At 31.9% G+C, this 714-nt stretch carries 2 protein-coding genes; both read right to left on the bottom strand.

The annotated features are described in order from the left end of the window. Nucleotides 1-328 (bottom strand): DUF3244 domain-containing protein (locus tag K5G00_RS29495; RefSeq protein ID WP_238770236.1); only part of this gene is annotated, 328 nt, incomplete at its 3' end. A gap of 194 nt (nt 329-522) precedes the next feature. Further along, nucleotides 523-714 (bottom strand): helix-turn-helix transcriptional regulator (locus tag K5G00_RS29490; protein WP_238770234.1); only part of this gene is annotated, 192 nt, incomplete at its 5' end.

Genomic DNA, 714 nt, shown 5'->3' with positions numbered 1-714 from the left:
ATTCCCAATCAGATACATCAATTGAGATATACTCCTGTGTTTGTGTATTTATATTAGCTTCATAAACGATGTCACCCGATGTAGCATAAAACACTACATCTATAGCACCTACATTGTACAAAAAAACAACATTCAGACTGAAAGAACTTATTGTTGCCTGAATTGGATCGGGCAATACCGATCTGGGCAGCCTATCTGACAAATGGCCTTTCAGCTCAATTTGTTTTTCAACATCATTCGGATTTTTGGATGTAGAAGACGAAGATTCTCCATCCCAGGGTAAAATTATTCCTAAAAAGATCAAGCAAAAGATTAGAAGGTTTTTCATGATATAGATTTGTAAACTATACTTTCAAATTTAAATATGATTGTTTCGTTAAACAAGAGATATCAACTTATATATAGCTTTTTTAGAAGAATAGAAAATGTAAGATACAAAACTACAGCAACTTACCCGGGGGGACATGTTGTTTTGATATAGCTTTTTGTTAAGAGTTTTTCTTAATAAAAACGAATATATGTTTAATTCCGAAGTGACATTATTAAAAAATCACGGACGTTTCCAAAAGTTTTTATATGGAGTTTTTTTCTTATTACGCTCTTTTTTGCCTGAACGGTATTGACGCTATAACTTAAAATAATAGCAATCTCTGTATTGTTAAACTCAACATAGATTAGACAACAAATACGGAATTCAGATTCGTCAAGTTGTGG

Origin of the sequence: Maribellus maritimus (genome assembly GCF_022267315.1) — a bacterium.
Lineage (GTDB): Bacteria > Bacteroidota > Bacteroidia > Bacteroidales > Prolixibacteraceae > Draconibacterium > Draconibacterium maritimum.
The sequence above is the reverse complement of the archived record's forward strand: the minus strand, read 5'-3'. Positions and strand labels throughout refer to the sequence as shown.